Here is a 23,417-nt window from a genome sequence, read left to right on the forward strand (position 1 = left end):
ATATTATTGACTTAATTATTGAAGGGGAGCAAAAACGTGCGTTACAAGTTGGAACAGTGATGACCCATCCAGATTATCGAAACAGGGGGCTTTCTAAAAGTCTAATGAATAAGGTTTTAGAGGAATATGAACATACGTACGATTTCATGTATCTTTTTGCAAATGACAGTGTGTTAGATTTTTATCCGAAGTTTGGCTTTGAAATAGTGGATGAATATCAATTTTCTATTAATTTTTCGTCGAATCAAAAATCAAAAAACAAACCTCGTAAGCTGAACATAACAAATGTAGATGACATTAATTTTATTTTTGAATTTGCAAAAGAGAGAATACCTGTTTCTGATCGGTTTTCAACTGGAAATTCCCAAGGAATATTAATGTATTATTGTCTAAACGTTTTTTGTAATGATATTTATTACCTTGGATCCGAAGATGTAATTATAATATTTAAAGAAGAAGAAAACCAAATTGATATTTTTGATATTATCAGTAAACAAAAAAAAGATATTAATAATATTCTAATAGAGATTTTAGGGGAGGGAAGCAAAAAGATAGTTTTTCACTACACCCCAGATTATAAAGGCTTAATATTTGAAAGTAATCTTATAAAAGGTGATGGAACATTATTTGTAAAAACTAGTGGTAACAATTATTTTCCAAAATACGTAAAGCATCCTATTACTTCGGAAGCGTAACTCTTCTTCAACTAACGGAGTGCTTTAGTTCAATAAGAGTAGTGAAATATTACGCAAAAAAACGCTCATATTAAGCGTTTTTTCTTTTTTTTATTTAGATATTTCACTGTTTAATTACTGCGATTTTCTCCCCAACAACCGAACCCGTTAACAATTTCCTGCCTCTTTTTGTTTCTTCGACACGGAACGGTAGTTGGTAAGGGACTGAAACAAGTGGAAATTTAATGAGAAGCAGAATTCAGATACAATTCCATAAGCTCTTCCGTCCGGTTTTTCAAACGTACATTCAAATAACGTCTCTGCTCTTCCCGTCCGTGGTATAGAAATATGTATGTAGTAAACATATCACCCATGGTGCCTCGTAGTAGTTTCATTTTGTTTTGACGTAGATAGTCCGATGACTCCTTCATTTCAGTCTGAACAGCATTGATGGCATGATTGATAAGCTTTATATATGGTGTCTGTAATTTAAAGTTACCCTTTTCGAAAGTTTGCTGGTCTTTAGTCAATATTGTCAGGACCATAGGAAGGTAAATCATATTTTCAAAGTGGGGAAGTGCCTCTTGTGGGATGAGCATTAGATCACTACTCCTTCTTTGTGCGTGACGGTACCTGCAGTACCATGATTCGCTGTTAGTAAATCGTTCCATCAGCTTCTATTTACATCATTTCCAATAGCTCACTATATCTTACCGATTTCTCAAACCTCTTACACACTCATTTCCCTCCTTGGTTTCATTATAGGGAATATATGTTCCCGACTCAAGGAATATAAAATCTTTTTCAAAAAGATTTGGGTAGGCAGTATCCTTTTCACCTTTTCGAGTCTATATAGTAAGTGAGAGGGGGGAAAGCAGATGGCATCGATCGAATTCAGAAACGCAGTTGGAAAGGTGTATTTTGATGGTGGGATGACGCATGATGGGAAATTGATCAAAAAATCGAAGTCCTACCGCGGCATCGCAGAAGGGGTGACGGCTGACAGCCTTTACATCGCCCTTACACAATTGGCACAGCTCTCCGAATATCCATTAATCGGAGCAGAACGAGTAGAAACAGCAGACATTATGAACTAATTAGAAAGGGGAGATGAGGAATGGCGAAAACGTTACAATTGAACTTCACGACTGCTGTGGGAAAACATACATCCCTAACAGTGGACGAGCCACGAGCTGATTTGACTCCAACCGAAGTGGAGGCAGCCATGCAGGAAATTATCGATTCGCAAGTGTTTGAAGTGGATGGCTCTTTTCTTGCGACAGTAAGGGGCGCTCGTGTTATCGAGCGTACAGTAGATGAAGTGTTAAAAGCATAACTAAAACGGCTCTCCAGCTTGGCTGGGGAGCCTTTTCATTACATTAAATATGGAGGAGGCGGATTCAAAATGGAACAATGGCTAACTTTCATACAGCAAATCGGTTTTCCGATTTTTGTATCTTTTTATCTCTTGCACCGGCTTGAAACGAAACTCGAGGCCATACACAATGCGCTTGTTTCTTTGAAGGTTAAGTGAACCTTACCTAAAAGTCAGGAATTATTGATTATAAATTCCGGCGAAAAGTAGTGATTGTACACCTTCCTTGGCTTAGGAGGGTGTATTTTTTGAAATCTTTTAAAATAACTTTCATAATATTTGATTTATGGGAACAAATGTTTTATTATGAAGAAAAGGGGCGGGGGTGTGAGAGACGGTGGCATTGCTGATGGAGCAGAAGAATTCTTATGATGTTGAACTATTAGATTTACGAAATGATGTCGTGTTTAAAGCTTTTTTCGCTGACAGGAGGAACAATCGGTTATTGCTTAACTTCTTGAATGCTATTATAGGTGGTAATCTTTTATCTGTAGAATTGACAGACCCAACAATCGAGATTGTCCATTCAGTCGACAAGGCATCAGTAATGGACTTACGAGTCATTACAGACAACGGAGAGCAAGTCAACATCGAAATGCAGGTTAGGGGACATCAAGCATTCAGGGAGCGTATGTTAGTATATTGGGCGAAGATGTATGCCAGTCAAGAAGAAACCGGAAAAAGTTATACAGAATTAAAAAAATCCATTCAAATAGTGATTACGGACTTTCATTTGTTGTCAAAACCACATTTCCATAGTAAATTTCAATTAATCGATTCGGAAAATGGAGCGTTGTTTTCTCGCCATGCCGAAATCCATGTTCTGGAACTTCCGAAAGTAACCGAAAAACAAATGTCCTATTTGGATGAATTGGGAAAATGGCTGCTGTTCTTAAAAGGAAACCAACAATTGAAGGAGGCATTAGCCATGGAAAGCTCCACATTACAAGATGCTTATGACGAAATCCGTCGACTTAGTCAAGATCCTAAAACACGTGCCCTCGCCATTGCTCGAGAGATCGGATTAAAAGACCAGCTTCAAAGGGAGTTGGATGCAAAGGAAGAGGGTTTAGCGGAAGGACAAAGAAATATCATCCTAAGCTTGCTTGAAACGGGTATGTCGTTTGAAGAAGTAGCTCAGGCAACGAAAATTTCAATGGATGAGATTGAAAAGTTGATTCGATCGAAATAAATCTAATTGGCCTGTACTTTTTACAAGGCCAATTTTTTTATGCTTACTAACCCAAGATTGTCATAAAAACAACTTGTCTTGAATTCAAGGTATTTTTATTGCTTGATTAACATTTGATTGGTAAAGTGATTAATAGATTGATAGGAAAGGGGTTAACTGATGGGGAACATGATTGTAGACTATGCGCATTCCATAGTTGGATTTAAAGTGAAGCATATGATGGTATCTAATGTAAAAGGTCAATTTATTAACTTTACGGCAAATGTAGAAGCCGATGATATAGAGGATTTAACAACCGCGAGTATAGTATTCCAATTTCAAGGGAGCAGCATAAACACTAATAATCGGGAACGGGATAAACACTTAAAGTCAGTAGACTTTTTTGATATTGAAAATCACCCTACAATCGACTTCATATCAACTTCTATTAGTAAAAGTGAATATGGTTATGATGTGACAGGAAATTTGACGATTAAAAGCATAACGAAACCGGTAACGTTTGCAGTTGAATTTGGCGGTAAAGCGATAAGTCCGCGCGGGGTAAATGTTTACGGTTATAGAGCAGAAGCAATTATTAACCGTGAAGAATTTGGCCTAACTTGGAATACAATATTGGAGACTGGCGGAGTATTGGTTGGTAAAGAGGTAGAAATTTTAGTTGAATTAGAATTAAACGAGCCAAATGGTTTAACATTGAATGCAGCCAATTTGGGGCATCCAACTTTAATCGAGGATAATAATTTGGATACAAATAGTGACGATATCCACCAGGTTATTGTTGAAAACTTAACGGACTTTGTTGCAGTCATTGATCGAAATGGTACGTTTCAATACATATCTCCATCGTTTGAAAAAGTGTTACATAATGAGCTTCCACAATGGGAAAGGGAAAAGAATAATCTTTTTGAAATGATTCATCAAGATGATAGAGATACCATAAAAAACGAGATAAAAACCTACTCTAATCGAACGATAAAGAACATATTAAACAGCGAATTCCGCCTCATTCTCAATGAAGGGTTTTTTATAAACGTTGAGGCTAATATCGTCAGTATCAATAATCATTCACTTTCACATAGTGACAACGAATTATTACTATTTGTAATGCGCGATATAAGCGAACGAAAAGACGCTGAAAAAGCCATTTATCAATTAGCATTTCATGACTCATTGACGAGTCTTCCAAATCGACGTTCATTTATGAACAAGCTTCTTAATGAGGTAATGCATCGAAAATCACCTGTATCTAAACTTTCCGTACTGTTTATTGATATAGACAATTTTAAACAAATAAATGACCAATGGGGACATGATGTTGGGGACCTAACTCTTCAAGAAACGGCTAAAAGGATACGCTCAATTATTCGTCCAAAAGATGTTGCAGCACGATTTGGCGGGGATGAATTTGTTGTCATGATTAGAGATGTACAAGATGAAAAAGAAGTTATTGAAATTGTTGAGAATATATTGGGTCAGATTCAAAAGCCCATAAACAAGTTTGGACATGCGTTTTCAATAGCTTGCAGTATTGGTGTAGCGCATTATCCGGATCATGGTGATTCTCCAGAAGATCTGGTCAAAAATGCGGATACTGCACTTTATTACGTAAAAGAGCGTGGTAAAAATGACTTTATGATTTTCAATAAACAATTGGAACATCAATCTTTGGAACGTCGAATACTCGAAAGCGCATTAAGACAAGCGATCAAAGAGGAACAATTCTACTTGGAATATCAACCGAAAATGGATATGTCCACCAATGAGATAATTGGGATGGAGGCATTGGTTCGATGGGAACACCCGGATTTGGGGATTATTCCTCCATTGAAATTCATACCATTGGCAGAGGAAACTGGGTTAATCATTCCGTTAGGGGAATGGATTCTTAAAGAAAGTTGTTTTCAAGCATTTGCATGGCAGAACAATGATTTCCCACCCTTACGTTTATCCGTAAATATTTCAGTTCGTCAGTTAGAGGATCCTAATTTTATCGATAAAGTTAAGTCGATAGTTCGCGAAACAGGAATAGATGCTAAAAACCTTGAATTTGAAATAACCGAAAGTGTTCTTGCGAATGTCAATAGCATAGCGCCGATTTTGAAAGAAATTCAAAAAATAGGTATTAGTATATCAGTCGATGATTTCGGAACAGGTTATAGTTCATTAAGTTATATAAAAGATCTTCCGATTGATACATTGAAAATCGACCAATCATTCATAAAGGATATTCATGAAAATAGGGAAAGTAAGGAAATTGCAAAAGCAATCATTAACTTGGCAAACTCCATTGGATTAAATGTTATTGCCGAAGGGGTCGAACTGAAGGAACATGTTGATGAACTTAAAAAAAATGGTTCAATACATGGACAAGGATATTACTATAGTAGACCGTTGAAGGTGTCTGCATTTGAGGAGTTCTTGAAAACTGCTCATGAAGCGCTATTAAGCGTTAACTAGAGTGGCTAAAATTGACTAGTACGTGTGATGTAAGCAACAAGAATGTCTTTAATTCGAGATATTCTTGTTGCTGTTTTATCATTTGAGTGGTAAATTGATAGTAACGAAAGGGAGTGGAGCTGTTGTGAATAAAAATACTCGTGGTTCATTAATATGGCTGCGTCTTGTTCGTTTTACGCATCAAAGCAACTTGCTTTCCAATGAATACTTAAAGCAATTCGATTTAACGACTGCACAATTCGATGTATTGATGCAAATCTCAACCTATGAACCGTTAACACAATGTGATTTAGCCGAGAAAGTCACGGTAACGCAAGGGGGCATATCACGTATGCTTGCACGTCTTGAGAAAGATGGACTTGTGGAACGTAAGCAGGAATGGAAAACGAAAACAATTTTCCTAACAACAAAGGGACGTGAAAAGCTGAATAATGCTTTTGATGCCCAACTCACATTTCAGTCGTCATTTTTCGATGAGTCATTATCCGACGATGAACAAAAAACGTTATACTCGCTAATCTCCCGCGTGCAGAAAAATAGCGAAGAAAAAATGTCGAAACGATAATTTTTTTTATTTCATCACTTGATTAGTCAACTAATAAAAGGAGGGAACTATTTATGTATACAATTCCGGGTCATCATCATATTTCAATGATTACGAAGGATGCAAAACCGAATAATCGCTTTTATAGGGATATTCTTGGTTTACGCCGTGTGAAAATGACAGTGAACCAAGATTCGCCGACGATGTATCACTTATTTTACGGTGATCGAACAGGAAGTCCGGGGACAGAGTTGTCATTCTTTGAAATACCTGCCGCGGGACGCACACACCGAGGAACGAATGCCATCACTCAAATTGGTTTACTGGTACCAACGGAAGATAGCTTAACGTATTGGAAAGCGCGATTTGAGGAATACGGTGTACATCATGGCGACATAACAAAGTATGCAAATAAACCTGCCCTACACTTTGAGGATCATGAAGGGCTTCGCATGGTACTTCTTGTATCGGAAGGCGCGAAAGTTTCCCATTGGGAGACATGGGAAAAGTCGCCTGTTCCGATGGAGCATCAGATTCAAGGAATGGGTTCCGTTGAAATAACGGTCCGTAGACTTGAAAAAATAGCGAAAACGCTGACGGAAATGTTTGGGTACACAGAAGTATCGCGTTCGGAGGACGAGGCTATTTTCCAATCAGTCAGTGGTGAAGTGTTTGGTGAAATCGTTGTTAAATCTTTGGATGGACCAACTGAAAGACCAGGACGAGGCAGCATCCATCATTTGGCGATACGTGTGAAAAATGATGAAGAGCTATCTTATTGGGATGAAATAGTTCGCGCACGTGGCTTCCATACTTCCGGTATCGTGGACCGCTTTTACTTCAAAAGCCTATACTTTAGGGAGTCAAACGGCATCCTATTTGAGATTGCGACAGATGGGCCAGGGTTTACAATCGATGGGGATGTCGAAACCCTCGGTGAACAGTTGGATCTGCCTCCATTTTTAGAAAGTCGACGTGCTGAAATAGAAGAAATACTGCAACCTATTGAGGAGGAATAATAGTGGAACAATATCGAATCGACCCTTCAAAAGGGATGGAATTTGGGCTTTATTCATTGGGGGATCTTATCCCGAATCCGCTCACTGGCGAGTGCCAATCCGCCCAAGCGAGAATTAATGAATTAATTGAAGCAAGTCAATTGGCGGAACAAGCGGGGATTGATGTCTTCGGAGTCGGTGAAAGTCACCAAAGTTACTTTACTACACAAGCGCATACCGTTGTCTTAGGTGCCATTGCTCAAGCAACAAAAAAGATTAAGATTACAAGTTCGGCAACGGTGTTGAGTGTATCAGACCCTGTACGCGTGTATGAGGACTTTGCAACCATTGACTTGATTTCCGATGGACGCGCAGAAATTGTTGCTGGACGTGGATCTCGTGTAGGTGCCTATCAGCTCCTTGGTGTGGATTTACAAGACTACGAAGAAATTTTCGAAGAGAAATTGGAACTGCTGAAAAAAATAAATGAAGAAGAATATATAACTTGGCAAGGCGAATACCGTGCACCTTTACAAAAAGCGCAGATTTTGCCGCAACCGAAAAATGGGTCAATTCCAATTTGGCGTGCGGTTGGAGGTCCACCAGCAAGTGCCATTAAAGCAGGATATATGGGAATCCCGATGATGTTGACAACTTTGGGCGGCCCAGCCATTAATTTTAAACCTTCTGTAGAAGCCTATCGCGAAGCAGCTCAGCGAAGTGGGTTCGGGCCGAATGATTTACCGATTGCGACAACGAGTCTTTTCTATGTTGCAGACACAACAAAAGAGGCTTTACAAGGTATGTATCCTCATATTAATGGCGGTTTCCAAGCGATTCGTGGCAGTGGCTATCCTAAACAGCAATTCGCCCAAGCACCCGACACACGTGATGCATTGATGGTAGGGAGTAAGGAAGAAATAATCGAAAAACTGCTTTACCAATATGAACTTTACGGCATGCAGCGCTTCATGGCTCAAATTGACTTTGGCGGCGTGCCATTTGAGAAAATTATGAAGAACATCGAAATTATCGGGAACGATATCATTCCGGCGATAAAGAAATATACAGCCCAATAAAGCAGGGGAGGGGAACTAAAATGAAAATTGTAGCATTATCCGGCTCAATCGTCGGTTCGAAGACTAAAACTGCTATGCTGAAAACAGTGGATATGTTTAAACAAAAGTATCCTGAACATGAAATCACGCTTCTTGATTTAGCTGATTATAAAGTGGAATTTAGTGATGGACGTAATTATTTCGAATATGAAGGGGATACAAAATACGTTGCGGAAACAATAATGGCAGCAGACGCCATTATCATTGGGACGCCGGTATTCCAGGCATCCATTCCCGCTACACTTAAAAATATCTTTGACCTGTTGCCAGTTAATGCATTCCGTGAAAAGGTTGTCAGCATCGTCGTAACAGCCGGTACTGCAAAGCATTATTTGATGGTCGAGCAGCAGTTGAAACCAGTTTTGGCCTATATGAAGGCTCATATCGTTCCGACTTATGTCTTCATTGAAGAAAAGGACTTTTTACGTAAGGAAATTGTCAACGATGATATCCTTTTCCGGTTGGAACGACTTGTAGAGGATACGGTAATGACAGCGGATGCTTTCGAGGCCATTCGTAAGAAAAAAGATGAAGAATATGATTTTTAATTCCATGGAAAGAGTTAGTCGATTTTAGACTGACTCTTTCTTATTACGTATAAGTGAATGTGATTTTATAAGCTCGTTCGATTTAGAAATTTTTTCGTTCGTTCCATTTTTGGATGTACGAGAACTTCCAAAGGATTTCCCGATTCAACGATTTCACCATTATCCATAAAAAGAACTTTGTTTGCGACATCTCTCGCAAAGTCCATTTCATGCGTCACGATGATCATTGTCATTCGCTCCTTGGCAAGATCTTTGATAACTGTAAGTACTTCGCCAGTCAATTCGGGATCAAGGGCGGAAGTTGGTTCATCAAATAATAGAATGTCTGGCTTCCTCATTAAAGCCCGCGCAATTGCAACACGTTGTTTTTGGCCACCGGAAAGTTTAGCTGGCAGCACATCTGCTTTATCCGAAAGACCGACCTTCTCAAGTAACTCCAAGCTTGCTTTACGATTCTTTTGAGCATTTCCATCTTTTAAAAGCTTTGGTGCAATTTCCAAATTCTCCACTACAGTTAAATGGGGGAAGAGGTTGAAATGCTGAAATACCATTCCCATTCGGGACGTAATTTGTTTGATTTGTTTTGGGGATGAATAGATGCCTTCGTTTACGAGGAATTCATCATGTACGGCAATACTTCCACCGTCAATCTCTTCGAGGTGAATGAGGCTTCTAAGCATTGTACTTTTGCCGGAACCCGAAGGCCCAATTACAGCGATGACATCATTTTTATCCACATCAAAACTGATCTGTTTAAGCACTTGCAGTTGATCAAATGACTTTTTCAACTTGTTCACTTGTAAAATAGACATGACTTCACTCCTTTTTAGGTACCTGTGTAGCGAACTATTCAGTTTATACACTACAATTGCATAAATATAAAACTAAAACGTTGAGTATATAATGTTTTATTATGATTAATGTATACATATTAAAATTGATTGAATTATCATGAATGTTTCTTGCACAGGTACCTTAACAATTATTCATATTGCAAACGGCGTTCTAACCATTTGAAGATAAATGTTAGGCATATTGTGATGAGTAGATAAATGATGCCTGCCATTACAAACGGAATTATGGTGAAATCACGATTGACCGCTGTTTGTGCAAAATGCAATAACTCCGGAACTGCCACTGCATATAACAAGGCAGTGTCTTTCACCAATGTGACCGATTCATTTGCAACTGCGGGCAAGGCAATCCGAAACATTTGAGGTAGAACAATATGGACAAGTGTCTGGAATTTATTTAAACCTAACACTTTTGAGGCTTCGTATTGCCCTTTATCGATTGCAAGTAAGCCACCTCGAAAAATTTCTGCAAAATATGCAGCATAATTCAAGATAAAGCCTAAACATGCAGCAACAAATCTATCTATAACTAAATATTGACCAATGCCCGGAATATGCGGTAGGCCAAAGACTAAGAAGAGAAGCTGCAATAATAGCGGCGTTCCCCTCATTACATAGATATAAGAACTCGCAAGCCATGAGAGGGGTCTAATCGAACTTCTAACTGCTAACGTCAACAGGAATCCTAACGGGATTGAAGCAATGATGGCGATGATAAATAGTATGACTGTCGCGCGAGCCCCTTCAAGCATTGGTAGTAATATGGAAATTAAATAATCAATCGTCATAATTTTGCACCCCCTTAAAGCTCACCTTATTTCAGAATCTTATCTTCCCCGAACCATTTTTCAGAGATAGCAGAAGCGGTGCCGTCAGCATTCACTTTGTCTATAGCTGCTTGTAATTTTTCAAGTAGTTCCTCATTGCCTTTTTTGACGCCAATCCCATACAATTCTGGTGCCAAAGACTCTTCGATTACTTTAAAGCTGCCTTCTTCTTTTGCCATATAATAATTAATGACGACTTCATCGATGACTACCGCTTCTACGCGACCGGCTTTCAAATCAGATAAGGCAAGTACGTTGTCGGCATATTCTGAAACTGACTTAACCTCAGAGCTGATAGGATTTGCATTCAATGCATCTGATGCTGAAGATAGTGCTTGTAATCCTACGGCCTTTCCTAAGAGGTCTTTCAACTGAGCAATATCCGAGTTTTGTAATGTGGCAATGACTTGAGCGTTTTTCAAATACGGCTTGGTAAATAAAACCTTCTTTTTTCGTTCATCAGTGATTGTATAACCATTCCATATTAGATCGATTCTTCCACTACTCAATTCTGTTTCTTTCGTTTTCCAATCTATTGGCTGAAACTTAACAGTCATCCCCATTTGTTCCGCGACAGCTTCCGCGTATTCAATATCAAAACCAGTCAGTTCGTTATTTTCATCTCTGAAACCCATTGGAGCAAATTTATCATCTACGCCTATGATGAGAGTATCCTTTTTCGATGCTGAATTGGAATTCGAACTTCCGCAACCAGTCATAAATAGTACAGTGCTAAGTGAAACAATCAAAACCATCATAAACTTTTTCATCATAATCTCCCCTTTATTAGTTGAATTACTTTAACGCTTTAGTGTGTTAAAGTATTAAATACTATATCATGATTATTGGAGTAATAGAACCCCTCCTTGAATATCCGGAATACTTTGTATACAGTGTATCCTTATAATGAAAATGTTTGCAGCCTTACATAAACGGTTATTAAATTAAATAAGGCGATGAATTATTTGTATTAAAGAAAGGAGGATTCCACAATGGATAAGAAATTTAATGAATTGTATTCAGAAGAAGAACAGTGGAATGAGAGAAGGGGAGAGGAATTCAGAAATGAATTCGTTGAAAATGGTAAAGATACCGCAACCCCACTCCAAGCGCTTTCTGATAATACGAAAGACAGTGAACTTGGTCCGGAACCAAATGGAATGGATCCGGTGGATAAGCTGCAAAAAGGGTTCTCTTTTCAGGAAGAGCCAAGTGAATTCCGTTCCCAAGGAGTAGCACAGTTTGGGATTGAACCGAATGGGGTTAACCCAAACAATAAAAAAAACGAATAGTTTGTCGTGTAGCTTTTAGACCTAAAAAACCACTTTCCTATGAAAATGAGCAGGAAAGTGGTTTTTTATAAAAGGGTAGATAATTACTTCAAATCGCGACCCAATGTCCTTTTGACACTTCGACTAATTGGGCGTTTTGCAGGTTGTAGCGGTCTACGGTGTTGTCTTCTTCCGGGATGTAGCGTTTTTTGTTTGCTTCAACCCGTGGATCGGGAATCGGGATGGCGGAGAGCAATGATTTTGTGTACGGGTGCAATGGGTTGCTGTACAGCTCTTCGCTTTCCGCAAGTTCGACGATTTTGCCGGCGTACATGACGGCGACCCGGTCGCTTATATGCTTTACCATCGACAGGTCGTGGGCAATGAATAAATAGGTGAGTCCGAGCCGATGTTGAAGATCCTCGAGCAAGTCGACGATTTGAGTTTGAATCGAAACGTCGAGTGCTGACAATGGCTCGTCGCAGACGATGAAGTCAGGTTCGACGGCTAATGCGCGGGCAATTCCGATACGTTGGCGCTGGCCCCCTGAGAATTCATGGGGATAGCGATTGGCGTGCTCCGGTTTCAATCCCACCATATCAAGCAGTTCTTCAACTCGTTTTCTCCGTTCCGACTTTGAACTGCTTAATTTATGAATATCAAGCGCCTGCCCGATAATATCGAGCACTTTGAAGCGCGGATTAAGCGATGAATATGGATCTTGGAAGATCATTTGCATATGGCGGCGCATCGTTTTCATTTCATCTTTCGATAATCGATTGACGGCAATTCCTTGGTAGAGAACGTCGCCCGCTGTCGGTTCATTGAGCCGCAAGATGGCACGGCCGGTTGTCGATTTACCGGAACCGGATTCGCCGACAAGTCCAAGTGTTTCACCTGGACGGATGAAGAAGCTGATATCATCGACCGCTTTCGTCAATTCACCTTTTCCGCTGTCGAAATGCTGGCGCAGTGAATTCACTTGAACGAGAGGAATCGATGCATCTATACCTTCCTTAATATGAGGAGGACGTTTCGGCTTCTTCTTTTCATCAAGACGTGGCAATGCATTCAACAGTTTTTTCGTATAGGGATGCTGTGGATTTTCGAATATCTCAAGCGTTGTGCCTGTTTCGACAATTTCTCCGTCTTTCATGACAACGACCCGGTCGCACATTCCTGCCACGACGCCAAAGTCGTGTGTAATCAGGATGATGGATGTTTCGAGACGCTGTTGCATACTCTTCATTAACTCCAAGATTTGCGCTTGAATTGTAACGTCAAGTGCAGTTGTCGGCTCATCTGCGATTAGCAGAGAAGGCCTGCACGCGAGCGCGATGGCAATCATGACACGTTGACGCATGCCGCCTGAAAATTCGTGGGGATACTGATTGAATCGCTTTTCACTGTCTTTGATGCCGACAAGTTGCAATAGCTCAATCGCTTCTTTCTTCGCTTCCGCTTTGGATAAACCTCTATGTTTTACGAGACTTTCGGCAATTTGTTTTCCGACCCGGATAGTCGGATTTAAAGAGGTCATCGGATCTTGGAATATCATTCCGATTTCTTTCCCACGGATGCTTTCCATTTCTTTCTCTGTTTTCAAGGAAAGGTCTTGCCCTTGAAATTCGATCTTGCCTTGCTTTATATAGGAAGGAGGGGAAGGAAGCAAACGCATGATAGAACGTGCAGTGACGCTTTTTCCACTGCCAGATTCCCCGACGATGCCTAATGTTTCCCCTCTCTTCAATTCAAAACTGACGCCGCGCACTGCATCAAAATCTTTTTCCCTTCCGGCAAATGAAACATGCAGGTCTGACACGCGTAATATAGTATCCGACATTAAAGGTTCCCCCAATCGGTTATCAAAATAAGATTAGTAAATTGACAACTTTTCTGTTTGGATATAGTATAGTATACCGATAGGAATTATACAACAATGGGCAGGAGGGAATTTTGAATGAAACTCGGCATATCTGCCTTGCTCAAAAGAACTTATAAAGAGGCGCATGGAAGGTCGATGTATCGATTCCTGCTTTATTTAACAGGATTGCCTCTCCATATACTCGTTTATCTCTTTTATTTAATGAAGAAAAAAGACCGTACTTACGAAGCGACGATGGCAGATGTGAAGCGGAAGCTCTCAGATGAAGGTCGAAAGAAGCAATTGTTCCACGAGTACAAAGATCAGTTGCTGCGAAAAGCGGAATTTTTCCAGGAGAAGAACAGCCCTGATGCGCTTAGCGTTCAGGCGGAAAAATTGGCGGTCGAACGGTTTCAGGAAGAGGTTGTGCGACGGACCGATGAACGGCTTTCGCAACAAGGCGTACGTAAAGAGTCGTATTCTACGTACTTCTTATCACTCTTGGAACGGCCGATGTTCCTCCTTGTTTCGCTGGTGCCGGGTGTCCTAATGTATGCTTGGCTGTTTTTGATCAGCAACCCGTTTTTGAAATATATTATGGAACGACTCGTCCAAAGTGTCTTTGTCATTATCGGAGTTGGAATACTCGTCTTTTCCATTCTTTATATTTCACCATTCGATCCCGCTTCAAACATTCTTGGAGAATCGGCGACGAAAGAGCAGATTGCGGCGTTCAATCAAATCCATGGACTGGACCTGCCGTATTTGCAGCAACTTTGGAATGCATTGAAAGGAATTGCGACGTTCGATCTTGGTTCATCGTTTGCGGGAAGTGAGGATATCGCGTCGAGTATTGCGAATAAATTCCCAATCACGCTGATGATTGCTGTCTTCTCGGTTCTGATGGCGATTGTCATCGCGATTCCGGTCGGCATTTTGTCTGCAACTCGGCCGAATTCGTTTTTGGATACGACATTCATGTTCATCGCATTACTTGGGTTATCGATTCCAAATTTCTGGCAAGGTCTGATCTTCATCTTGAATTTCTCGATCAAGCTTGGTTGGCTGCCAGCCACTTATAGCCCGGGGAATGCGTTGTCGATCATCATGCCGGTTGTCGTGTTGGGAACTGGGCTTACTGCATCGATAGCAAGAATGATGCGTTCTTCGTTACTGGAAATCATCCATGAGGACTACATCATTACGGCACGTGCAAAAGGGCTAACGAAAAGCCAGATGCTTTGGAAGCACGCAGTCGGAAATGCGATGATCCCAGTCATTACCGTTATCGGTCTGATGTTTGGGGGCATGCTCGGCGGCGCTGCTGTAACCGAGAAAGTATTCAATATTAAAGGGATCGGTAGCTACATCGTCGATAAGCAATTCATCCCGGACATCCCGGCGATCATGGGCGGTGTCGTCTATATCGCGATTACGATTTCGCTCGTGAATTTGCTGATTGACATTTTATACGCATTCCTCGATCCACGGATCCGTTCGAAAATGAAACAAACATAAAGCAGGTGAAAAGATGGAAGAGAAGCTGAAAAATCGGCATGCATTGGCTGTATCAAAAGAATACCCGCAAGCGAATTTCACCTGGATCATTTCACTCGTCGTCTCGTTGATCTTCTTAGGGAATAGTTTCTCGTTCAAGACCGGGGAGATAAATACGATTCTGTTCGCCATTTTCATCGCTTATTTGATAACAACTCTTTTACAGCTGTTTATCACATGGAAGATGAAAAGAGATCTACTGAGCAACGGCGAAATCCGCTTAGGGACTCGGCGATTAGGGTATATACAACTACTTAGTTTAGTGACAGGCAATATCTTTACGGCTGCGTTCGCGTTTAACCTTATCAATAAACGGAAGACGCCGGAATACACGTTTGCTGTCTATATGTTTCTAACCCAGCTATTCGTCATAGCAATTTCGGCAGTGAATATTTTCAAACCGTACGTCACGGATACGTTTCCGGCTGCAATGCTCGTGTTGCTCGTCATCGCGGTATTCCATCTAACGGTGTTGATCATCGTCGCGAAGACAGTGAAGGACGTAAGTGCTCCACGGTGGCTCGGGATTATTGCGGTCATCGTCATTCTCACTGCAGTGACGGGCAATCTGTTCGCGCTGCTACTTGGATGGAGCCTCTTGTTGAAATCAATGAGCAAAGACCATTCGCGCATTATGAAATGGAATGTGATGTGGGAGAAAATCACACGCAATTCGACGGCTACATTGGGAATGTTTTTCATTATCCTCATGCTGTCGATTTCGGTAGTGAGTGAGTTCACGTTTGACTATGCGCTTGCTGTCGAAAACGATTACGGCAATATTTTGCAACAGCCAAGCCTCGCTTATCCATTCGGCACGGATAACTTCGGCCGTGATGTGTTTTCGCGCATTGTGTTCGGCGCAAGGATATCCTTGATTGTCGGCTTCGCTTCAACTCTCATCCCGGGTGTTGTCGGCGGATTCTTAGGTGGGATTGCCGGCTATTACAGCAATCGTACGGATAATATGATCATGCGCGTGCTTGACGTGTTATATGCGATTCCAGGAATCTTGCTTGCGATTGCGATTATCGCAGCGTTCGGTGCGAATACGGTGAACTTGATTATCGCGCTCAGCGTTGGATCGATTCCGACATATGCGCGGACGATGCGGGCGAATGTCCTCATGGTGTCGAATTACGACTTTGTCGATTCGGCTCGTGCACTCGGAACGTCTGATATGTCGATCATCTTCAAGCAGGTCGTGCCGAATTCATTGGCACCGATGATCGTTAAATCGACGCTGACGATTGGTGGAGCCGTCATTGCAACGAGCAGTTTAAGTTATTTAGGGCTTGGGGTAGAGCCGCATATTCCGGAGTGGGGGAATATCTTGCGGGTCGGCAGTACGTATTTGGAATCCCATTCGTATTTAGCGATTTTCCCGGGGCTCGCGATCATTTTGCTCGTCCTTTCCTTCAACTTTTTAGGGGATGGACTGAGAGATGCGCTTGACCCGCGGCTTGATTAAGTGTATTTCTCCCAGTAGGGACTAACAAATAAAAGCAACTTAGAAAAGGAGATTTGATGATGGGAAAAAGATTATTGACCCTTATGCTTGCGCTTATCGTTGTACTGGCAGGCTGTGTGCAAACGAAATCGGATGTGTCCGGTGAGAAGGAAAAAGGAGATACAAAAGGTGGCGGCAACAACGGCAAGGTAACGATTGAGTTGCTTGGAACGAGCTCCGGTGAGGCAGATATGAATATCGTCCGCGACCAGCTCATCAAAAACGGTTTCGACGTGAAATTGAATATCCAACCGGATTACGGTAGTTTTAAAGCGCAACGGGATGCAGGGAATTTCGACATTGCATTATCCAGCTGGACGACTGTAACAGGGAACCCAGATTATGCAGTACGTTCTTTGTTCAAATCTGGCGGTGACAACAGTGATATCAGTGATGAAGAAGTGGATAAATTAATTGAAAAGGCAAGTACCGAAACACCTGATGAATACCAAGAAACATATAAGCAACTTGAACAACGACTTGTAGTAGAGAAAGCATATATTGCGCCGCTTTATAATTCATTCAAAGCACAAGGGGTCAATAAAGATGTATTGAACCCTAAGACAGTACGTCTTGCGAAATCACGTGCAATCGCATGGGAGACAATCGATTTCAATGATTCATCGAAGCGTGAAACGCTTGCATTGATCGCTCAACAGGCAATTGGTTCATTGACTTCCCTTGACCCAATCAAAGGGAATGACGGTTCTATCAATACGTTGAACACGAATATGTATGTGCGTCTCGTCAATTTGACGGATGACGACCAAGTCATTTCGGATGGATCGCTTTCGTATAACTATGCGATTGGTGAAGGCAACAATGATTATTACTTCATTCTTCGGGATGATATCAACTTTGCGAAAGTGGAAGATGGCAAAGCGGTTGATACTGGAGAACGTGTTGGGTCAGATGATGTTGTATTTTCATTGAACCGCGCGAAAGATAAAAATTCCGTGCCGGATCACCGGACGTACAGTTTGCATGAAAGCATTAAGGACATCGAAGTTGTAACGGACCTTTCTGAGCTTGAAAACGTGAAACTATCCGGTGGGGAAGGGTCAATCCGAGAAGCGCTAGAAAAAGGGCTTGACGCTAACATTACCGAACTTGTTGGAGATAAGACAGCAGCTGACAGCCATGCAGGGAAATACCAAGTCATCAAAGTGACAACGAACGAGCCATTCCCACAAGTGTTGAACTATTTGGCGCATCAATCCGCAGGGATCGTGTCGAAAAAACAAGTGGAAAGCATCAACACATATGATGTAGCGAACTTTAATATCGATAAAGACATTCCATACGGCGACCAACGTACGGTAACGGAAGGTTCTACCTATAACAACCATCTGTATGCGAGTGGTCCATATATTCTTGTGAAGAAAAACGATTACCAAGCAGACTTCGCGAAAAACCCGGTGTATCGCGCGGGCAGTGAATTCGAACCGAACATCTCTAACGTAACTGTCCGATTCATTCAAGACGCAGACAGCGCATTATCCGCATTGCGTAACGGCGAAATCCATTTCTTCAACGGCGTTCCGGAAACGAAGTATGATCTCGTTGAAAATGATGACAAACTCGTCTTGCAGAAGAACGACAGCAACGCAGTCGCTTACTTGGTCTTCAACGCAGGAGACCGCGATGTAGCGAAGAGCGAAAACTTACGGAAAGCCGTTTTGTATTCTATCAACCAAGATGAGTTCTTGAATTATTATCAAGGGAATAAAAAGAAAGCCTACTCAACGGTAAGCCCATTAGTCAACACAGGCAACGAATTGGTTGCAGATCCAGCCAAAGTGAAGGAATTCCTTGCGGAGTTTCAGGCGGAATAAATCCATTCTTAGAGTGGTGCAGCTTCAATTGTATAATGTGAAAGAGAAAAGCCGATCAATGTGGTATTTGATCGGCTTTTCTTTATTTTTAGGCTCATCATTCACCTCTATAGGGAAATAATAAACAAAAAGGGGTGAAAACATGTGAGAAAATACTTAATAGTACTATTAGTCACTTTTTTACTTTGTCTTACTGGAAAAGCTTTTGCAGTTCAAAGGGTTGTAACATCATTCATTAAATCCGATATTTGGTATGAAAATATTTTTCTGATTGCAGATATGGCAGATACAATGGCGACTGATAATTTCACTGTCCAGGTAGGCGGTGGTGTCGATAGTGTAGGTGGTGAATTATTTTACAACTTTCCGGAATGGCGAAATGAAAAATTCGCCCCGAAATTATTTTATGAAGATATCAATGCAGATAAGTTAAAAGATATTATTGTTGTGCTGATCTCAGGTGCCGGGTCTGGAATATCAACGAAAGAAATTCATGTATTGAATCAACTACAAGATCCCTATAGTAGATATACAGAAGTTCCCGTCGAGTCTATCTCGGATGCGGTCAAGCGGTTTGTAAAGATGGAGAAAAAAGGGAATGAAATTTTAATCTCGATTGGTAAAAGAAAATATGAAATAGACTATTCGAAATTTGATTATCATACACCTATCCATTCACCTGGGGTAGGGGCAATTGAGGAGTATACTCCTGAAAATGGTGTCCTTTACGGCTATACCACAGTATTTGTTACAATTCCCGAGGCAAGCATTGGAACTTTCAAAGTGAAATACGGATGGGACGGGAAATCGTATAAAGCTGAATCAGTTACTTTTATTGAAAATGTTCCGTAACACTTTTCGCTACAATACATGGTTTTAAGGTCAGGAAAACTACGATTGAAAATGATGATTGAAGAGATAAGTATACTGGAAAGTATAATCCTTTTTCGTATTATGAAACCTTATAAAGTGATGTAGAGCAGCATATATTAACACCTTCCAAAATAAAAGGAGGGTGTGTTTTTTTATGTTAAATGAGTATTTCGAAAATACAAATGGACTTCATGATATAATTGATTTTAAGGAAATATATAAGGGGCGGAGGGAAAGCAGTGGGAAGAGCAGATTCTATTGATAGCAAGTTAGAGTTTGCATTTAAACTATTTGAGAGTAAACGTCTTTCTAAAGCAGAAGAAATTTATCATGAATGTCTTAGTTCACTCGAAGAAAGTTCAAACAACTACAAAGTGGCGTTACATTGGCTTGGGTATGTTAAAAGTGAACTGAAGAAATATGATGAAGCAAGATCAATTTATATTAAACTTAGAGAAATAGCGAAGTTTAGTTCAGATCTCCAAGATGAACTCATTGCAATACATCAATTAGGTATGGTTGAACGCATGGCAAGGAACTACGAAGAAGCAATCAAATTGTTTGATGTAGAACTAAATTTGTTGAAGAACAGTTATCCGGATTTCTATGTAGGTTTTGCGGCCAACTATTACGAACAAGGATATATCCTATTAAAGAAAGGTAGTTTAATCGAGGCTGAAAAACTTATGAATCAATCCCTACAGTATTCCAAGCAGTCAAATGATCCGATTGCTTTGGGATGTTCTTTACGTGGACTTGGAGAAATATTTAATGCTAAAGGCGAGATTGAAAGGGCGAAAGGGTATTTTGAAGAATCGATATTTACGTTTAAAGAGTCTGATGATATTGTGGCGGTGGAAGAGGTGAAAAGTATATTGGATAAAATTTGATCAAATATAGGGGGATGAATATGGATCAATTAAAAAATAAAGTGAAAGTAATTTTCTTTGATGCAGGAGGGGTACTTTTTGATACTCCTATTAAAGGAGATGACAGGATCAGATTTTTATTAATGGAAAGGGGCTATACAAAATCAAAAATTGATTCTGCCCTTTTGAAAGCTAAACAAATTAATCTACCCTTTATTACAAATTGGAACGAAGAAGAACAATACTACAAGCTTTATTATGGAAGAATTGCGGAAGATCTTGGTGAAAATGATTTAGCAAATGAATTATTTCACTTTGCAGATTATGCCGGACATTGTAGGCTTTTTCCAGAAGTAAAAGGTGTCCTTGAGCAATTAAAAAGAGAGTATAAGTTGGCTGTAATTTCAAATGCAATGCCAAGTATGGACTGGATTTTTGATCGATTAGGAATTCGTAAATATTTTGATGCTATTATTCTATCTGCTCTTGTAAAAACAGAAAAACCAGGAGAGGCGATATATAATATTGCCCTAAATCAAATGGAAACAATAAAAGAAAAGTGTATATTTATTGATGATAAAATGGAAAATATTGATGGAGCCGAACAAGCAGGGATTAAAGGGATTCATTTAGATAGAAATAGAGGAGATCTGTTAGATCTATTAAGAGAACGGAATCTAATATGAAATGCGGGTTGCATGAATAGATATTGATATCAGGGAAGGTAGACTGACATAGGTTATCCAACAACATATGAAAATTATATCAAGGCTAAACGGCAGCATATTTGCCTAAGAAAATGCTGATATTTCATTATTATCATGTAAACTAAGAAATTAATAAAAAGAGGGGTGTTCAAATGTTTCAGCCTACAGCACTTTTTCAATCGGGTTTGAAGATTATCGGAGTGTTAACAATTATTTGGGGTTTGACCCACGTTGTCACTGTTGTTTATTCATTCTACTCAATCTTAAATCTATCAGAGTTGATGTCTAATAGTGATTTAACGAATTATCGGCTTTCCCTTATCTTTCAGGCATTCTATCCTGTCTTGCTTTTGGCACTTGGGATTTACTTATTAAAGAGTGGTGAGGCAATCATTCAATTTGCTTTCCGTGGTTCAGGGGAGAAATATGAAGCCAAAACCGGAGAGCTGTTCATGCTGTTTATGAAGTTAGCCGGATTAGTTTTGATCATTTATTCTATACCAAAAGCGTTTCAATTAGTTGCTAACGTCATGTTTGTTTCATCTGCAAAATTAATAGATACAACTGGTCAAACAGAATTCATTATTCATAATCTCATAATTACTGTTATTCAGTTACTGCTTGGTGTGTATCTATTAAAGAGTGGAAAAGTTTTTTATAAAATGGGGTTTAAATAGTCAAAAGTGGTGGTGATTCAATTGATAGAAATTCCTTCAAGTTTAGCAAAATTGACAAACGGATTCGATTGGGAACCAATAACAATTGGGCACTCGCAGTCGATGACCTTCTTATTGAAAGGCTCGTATGCAAACCAATACCTTAAAGTGCAGTCGGTTCATTCGGTTGAACGTCTCTTTGATGAAAAGGAAAAAATGAAATGGTTGGAAGGTAAGCTGCCTGTGCCGCGTGTACTATTCTACGAGATGGATGAAGCATATGAATACCTGTTGATGTCTGAGATTAAAGGTGTGAATGCTTCGGATCAATCCCATCGAGGCGATTTGCCTGCCATGTTAGAGTCGTTAGGAGACGGTCTAAAGGCGATACATTGTATCCGGATCGATGATTGTCCATTTATTCAAAGCTTGGGTGTGAAAGTAGAAGAGGCGAAGAATAGAGTGGCGAATGGCCTTGTCGATGAAGATGATTTTGATGAAGTACGAATGGGAAGGAAAGCAATCGATCTCTATGAGGAGCTTGTCGCCAAAAGGCCTTTGGATGAGGAACTTGTTTTTACACATGGTGACTATTGTTTGCCGAATGTGATTATGGAAAATCAAAGGGTGAGCGGTTTTATCGATTGGGGCAGGGCAGGCGTCGCAGATATATATCAAGACTTGGCATTGGCGATACGAAGCATTTCCAGTAATTTTGGCAAGGAGTATGTTCCTTTCTTTCTTGAGGGTTATGGAATAACAGAATTGGATGAATCTAAGGTCGAATTCTATCAACTAATGGATGAGTTTTATTGAGTTTTTGGTACCTGAATTGATATATAGGGGAGATTGCTTAATGGGGATAAGTAGTATCAAGGAACTCCAAACTCCGCAAGAAATTCTTAAAGCTTTTCCGGTAATGAATCAATTACGAACACATCTAAATGAAAAAGACTATTTGGATTTGGTTACAGAGGCCATGGAAAAAGATATGTACAAAATGTTTGCTTTGTTTGACGAAGGGGAAATTGTGGCGGTTACTGGGTTTAAACCGATGATCACACTTTACTATGGCCGTTTTGTTTGGGTATGTGATTTAGTCACCGATGCAAACAAACGGTCAAATGGATATGGTGAAAAGTTACTTTCTTTCGTTCATGAATGGGCAATAGTAAATGGTTATAAAAGCGTTGCTTTATCATCGGGATTGCAGCGAACCGATGCTCATCAATTTTATGAAGATAAAATGGGGTATGACAAGGTAAGTTATGTCTTTAAGAAAAATTTAGATTTATAATTAGATAGAAGTGATATTATCCCAATTAACTCCATTGCCAATTTACCATAAAAAATAATCCATCCTTGAGTATCGAGCTCGCATTGGACGGATTATTTTACCTTGTATTTGTATTTGAATTAAAACACTTCCTCTAAATTCACTCGGAATCGCTTTAAGACTGTGGATTCGATCATTCCGGTTTTTTTTAGTGAATCGACTTGTTTGAACTGTCCATGCTGATCCAACTCATATACAGGAAAATGAGGATTTACAACGTTAAGGAAGTTTCAATATCAAAAAGTCTAATTTCTTAATTAACTGTGAAGAAATTCATTTCTTAAGTGAACCTACCCACCACTTAACGCTTCGCGTTTGAAGTGGGGGCTTCTCGACTTATCGTTGCTTCTGT

At 40.1% G+C, this 23,417-nt stretch carries 25 protein-coding genes; 20 read left to right on the plus strand and 5 right to left on the minus strand.

Annotated features, from left to right (window positions below):
• A partial coding sequence (locus tag ACFPZG_RS04405; RefSeq protein WP_381426416.1) for a GNAT family N-acetyltransferase occupies positions 1 to 695 on the plus strand: 695 nt, incomplete at its 5' end.
• A gap of 221 nt (positions 696 to 916) precedes the next feature.
• Here ACFPZG_RS04405 and ACFPZG_RS04410 read toward each other — a convergent pair.
• Positions 917 to 1,273, minus strand: a complete 357-nt coding sequence (locus ACFPZG_RS04410; RefSeq protein ID WP_283732058.1) for a hypothetical protein — start codon at positions 1,271 to 1,273, stop codon at positions 917 to 919.
• Positions 1,274 to 1,552: 279 nt separating this feature from the next.
• On the opposite strand from ACFPZG_RS04410, the gene ACFPZG_RS04415 reads away from it, so the two are divergent.
• The 9 genes from ACFPZG_RS04415 to ACFPZG_RS04455 all read left to right on the plus strand — a co-directional run bounded on the left by ACFPZG_RS04415 (position 1,553) and on the right by ACFPZG_RS04455 (position 8,906).
• Positions 1,553 to 1,771 carry a DUF1659 domain-containing protein gene (locus ACFPZG_RS04415; protein ID WP_283732057.1) on the plus strand — a complete coding sequence of 73 codons (219 nt, stop codon included), beginning with the start codon at positions 1,553 to 1,555 and terminating at the stop codon, positions 1,769 to 1,771.
• Between the two features lie 20 nt (positions 1,772 to 1,791).
• Positions 1,792 to 2,010, plus strand: coding sequence for a DUF2922 domain-containing protein (locus ACFPZG_RS04420; protein WP_283732056.1), 219 nt, complete (start codon positions 1,792 to 1,794; stop codon positions 2,008 to 2,010).
• Between the two features lie 69 nt (positions 2,011 to 2,079).
• On the plus strand, positions 2,080 to 2,208 hold the full coding sequence (locus tag ACFPZG_RS04425) for a YvrJ family protein (RefSeq protein ID WP_283732055.1): 129 nt from the start codon (positions 2,080 to 2,082) through the stop codon (positions 2,206 to 2,208).
• 190 nt (positions 2,209 to 2,398) lie between these two features.
• The gene (locus ACFPZG_RS04430; RefSeq protein ID WP_283732054.1) at positions 2,399 to 3,241 is read left to right on the plus strand and encodes an Rpn family recombination-promoting nuclease/putative transposase; all 843 of its coding nucleotides are present in this window, start codon (positions 2,399 to 2,401) and stop codon (positions 3,239 to 3,241) included.
• Positions 3,242 to 3,400: 159 nt separating this feature from the next.
• A complete protein-coding gene (locus tag ACFPZG_RS04435; protein WP_317940700.1) occupies positions 3,401 to 5,698 on the plus strand; it encodes an EAL domain-containing protein in 2,298 nt (765 codons plus the stop codon).
• Between the two features lie 124 nt (positions 5,699 to 5,822).
• Entirely contained in the window at positions 5,823 to 6,263 is a 441-nt protein-coding gene (locus tag ACFPZG_RS04440; protein ID WP_283732052.1) for a MarR family winged helix-turn-helix transcriptional regulator, read from the plus strand.
• A 53-nt stretch (positions 6,264 to 6,316) separates the two neighbouring features.
• Complete coding sequence (locus ACFPZG_RS04445; protein ID WP_283732051.1) at positions 6,317 to 7,261, plus strand: ring-cleaving dioxygenase; 945 nt, start codon at positions 6,317 to 6,319, stop codon at positions 7,259 to 7,261.
• Between the two features lie 2 nt (positions 7,262 to 7,263).
• The gene (locus ACFPZG_RS04450; RefSeq protein WP_317940699.1) at positions 7,264 to 8,319 is read left to right on the plus strand and encodes an LLM class flavin-dependent oxidoreductase; all 1,056 of its coding nucleotides are present in this window, start codon (positions 7,264 to 7,266) and stop codon (positions 8,317 to 8,319) included.
• 20 nt (positions 8,320 to 8,339) lie between these two features.
• The gene (locus tag ACFPZG_RS04455) at positions 8,340 to 8,906 is read left to right on the plus strand and encodes an NADPH-dependent FMN reductase (protein WP_283732050.1); all 567 of its coding nucleotides are present in this window, start codon (positions 8,340 to 8,342) and stop codon (positions 8,904 to 8,906) included.
• Between the two features lie 65 nt (positions 8,907 to 8,971).
• On the opposite strand, the gene ACFPZG_RS04460 is transcribed toward ACFPZG_RS04455, so the two are convergent.
• The 3 genes from ACFPZG_RS04460 to ACFPZG_RS04470 form a co-directional block, all read right to left on the minus strand.
• On the minus strand, positions 8,972 to 9,718 hold the full coding sequence (locus tag ACFPZG_RS04460; RefSeq protein ID WP_317940698.1) for an amino acid ABC transporter ATP-binding protein: 747 nt from the start codon (positions 9,716 to 9,718) through the stop codon (positions 8,972 to 8,974).
• A gap of 170 nt (positions 9,719 to 9,888) precedes the next feature.
• On the minus strand, positions 9,889 to 10,548 hold the full coding sequence (locus ACFPZG_RS04465) for an amino acid ABC transporter permease (RefSeq protein WP_283732049.1): 660 nt from the start codon (positions 10,546 to 10,548) through the stop codon (positions 9,889 to 9,891).
• A 26-nt stretch (positions 10,549 to 10,574) separates the two neighbouring features.
• Positions 10,575 to 11,357 (minus strand): amino acid ABC transporter substrate-binding protein, encoded by a 783-nt coding sequence (locus tag ACFPZG_RS04470; protein WP_283734652.1) that lies wholly within the window; start codon positions 11,355 to 11,357, stop codon positions 10,575 to 10,577.
• A 222-nt stretch (positions 11,358 to 11,579) separates the two neighbouring features.
• Here ACFPZG_RS04470 and ACFPZG_RS04475 point away from each other — a divergent pair, with 222 nt between their 5' ends.
• Positions 11,580 to 11,879, plus strand: coding sequence for a hypothetical protein (locus ACFPZG_RS04475; protein WP_283732048.1), 300 nt, complete (start codon positions 11,580 to 11,582; stop codon positions 11,877 to 11,879).
• An 88-nt stretch (positions 11,880 to 11,967) separates the two neighbouring features.
• Here the strand turns inward: ACFPZG_RS04475 and ACFPZG_RS04480 are convergent, their stop codons facing one another.
• Positions 11,968 to 13,701 carry an ABC transporter ATP-binding protein gene (locus ACFPZG_RS04480; protein ID WP_317940697.1) on the minus strand — a complete coding sequence of 578 codons (1,734 nt, stop codon included), beginning with the start codon at positions 13,699 to 13,701 and terminating at the stop codon, positions 11,968 to 11,970.
• A 117-nt stretch (positions 13,702 to 13,818) separates the two neighbouring features.
• Between ACFPZG_RS04480 and ACFPZG_RS04485 the strand changes: the two genes are divergently transcribed.
• The 9 genes from ACFPZG_RS04485 (at position 13,819) to ACFPZG_RS04525 (ending at position 23,026) form a co-directional block, all read left to right on the plus strand.
• Positions 13,819 to 15,240, plus strand: coding sequence for an ABC transporter permease (locus tag ACFPZG_RS04485; RefSeq protein WP_381426417.1), 1,422 nt, complete (start codon positions 13,819 to 13,821; stop codon positions 15,238 to 15,240).
• A gap of 13 nt (positions 15,241 to 15,253) precedes the next feature.
• Entirely contained in the window at positions 15,254 to 16,750 is a 1,497-nt protein-coding gene (locus ACFPZG_RS04490) for an ABC transporter permease (RefSeq protein ID WP_317940696.1), read from the plus strand.
• Between the two features lie 56 nt (positions 16,751 to 16,806).
• A complete protein-coding gene (locus ACFPZG_RS04495) occupies positions 16,807 to 18,624 on the plus strand; it encodes an ABC transporter substrate-binding protein (RefSeq protein ID WP_283732046.1) in 1,818 nt (605 codons plus the stop codon).
• A 144-nt stretch (positions 18,625 to 18,768) separates the two neighbouring features.
• Complete coding sequence (locus tag ACFPZG_RS04500; RefSeq protein WP_317940695.1) at positions 18,769 to 19,476, plus strand: hypothetical protein; 708 nt, start codon at positions 18,769 to 18,771, stop codon at positions 19,474 to 19,476.
• Between the two features lie 260 nt (positions 19,477 to 19,736).
• Entirely contained in the window at positions 19,737 to 20,387 is a 651-nt protein-coding gene (locus ACFPZG_RS04505; RefSeq protein ID WP_283732043.1) for a tetratricopeptide repeat protein, read from the plus strand.
• 20 nt (positions 20,388 to 20,407) lie between these two features.
• The gene (locus tag ACFPZG_RS04510; RefSeq protein ID WP_283732042.1) at positions 20,408 to 21,052 is read left to right on the plus strand and encodes an HAD family hydrolase; all 645 of its coding nucleotides are present in this window, start codon (positions 20,408 to 20,410) and stop codon (positions 21,050 to 21,052) included.
• 173 nt (positions 21,053 to 21,225) lie between these two features.
• The gene (locus ACFPZG_RS04515) at positions 21,226 to 21,750 is read left to right on the plus strand and encodes a hypothetical protein (RefSeq protein ID WP_283732041.1); all 525 of its coding nucleotides are present in this window, start codon (positions 21,226 to 21,228) and stop codon (positions 21,748 to 21,750) included.
• 21 nt (positions 21,751 to 21,771) lie between these two features.
• Positions 21,772 to 22,545 carry an APH(3') family aminoglycoside O-phosphotransferase gene (locus ACFPZG_RS04520; protein WP_283732040.1) on the plus strand — a complete coding sequence of 258 codons (774 nt, stop codon included), beginning with the start codon at positions 21,772 to 21,774 and terminating at the stop codon, positions 22,543 to 22,545.
• 40 nt (positions 22,546 to 22,585) lie between these two features.
• Complete coding sequence (locus tag ACFPZG_RS04525) at positions 22,586 to 23,026, plus strand: GNAT family N-acetyltransferase (RefSeq protein ID WP_283732039.1); 441 nt, start codon at positions 22,586 to 22,588, stop codon at positions 23,024 to 23,026.
• Positions 23,027 to 23,417: the final 391 nt, after the last annotated feature.

Source organism: Sporosarcina thermotolerans (assembly GCF_042658975.1).
Taxonomy (GTDB): domain Bacteria; phylum Bacillota; class Bacilli; order Bacillales_A; family Planococcaceae; genus Sporosarcina; species Sporosarcina thermotolerans.